Here is a 677-nt window from a genome sequence, read left to right on the forward strand (position 1 = left end):
GACTACAGTTACACCCGCGTTCCTTACTACGGAACCAACACTCCGATTGATGAGTGTTACGAATGTGGTTACACCGGTGAGTTTGAATGTACAAGCAAAGGCTTTACTTGCCCAAGTTGTGGCAATCACGATTCAACCAAAGTATCGGTGACACGTCGCGTATGTGGCTACTTGGGCAGCCCAGATGCACGTCCGTTTAACTTCGGCAAACAAGAAGAAGTTAAACGTCGAGTGAAACACCTATAAGGTTAATTACCACTCGATTCAACACTTTGAAAATCAACCTGCTTTAGGTTGATTTTCTTTTTCGCGATAACAAAGAGACGCATTATGAACTACCACCAATATTATCCAATTGACGTTGTTAACGGACCGGGTACGCGCTGCACATTGTTTGTGTCGGGCTGTGTGCATCAGTGCCGTGGGTGTTATAACCAGTCGACGCAACGCTTGGATTCGGGTGTGTTGTTCACGCAAGAAGCGGAAGACAAGATCATCAATGATTTGAATGACACGCGCATTAAACGTCGCGGCTTGTCGTTGTCTGGCGGAGATCCGCTTCATCCTGCTAATGTGCCTCATATTTTAAAGATCGTGAAAAGGGTGAGAGAAGAGTGTCCCGGTAAAGACATCTGGGTTTGGACAGGCTACACGCTGGCTGAACTGGATGACGCGCA

The 677-nt window shown here is 47.0% G+C and carries 2 protein-coding genes; both read left to right on the top strand.

Annotated features, from left to right (window positions below; all coding sequences use genetic code 11):
• A partial coding sequence (gene nrdD, locus R7Q11_RS26660) for an anaerobic ribonucleoside-triphosphate reductase (protein WP_318094467.1) occupies nucleotides 1-246 on the top strand: 246 nt, incomplete at its 5' end.
• A gap of 84 nt (nucleotides 247-330) precedes the next feature.
• A partial coding sequence (nrdG, locus tag R7Q11_RS26665) for an anaerobic ribonucleoside-triphosphate reductase-activating protein (protein WP_225467055.1) occupies nucleotides 331-677 on the top strand: 347 nt, incomplete at its 3' end.

It is taken from the genome of Vibrio sp. 970, from assembly GCF_033339075.1.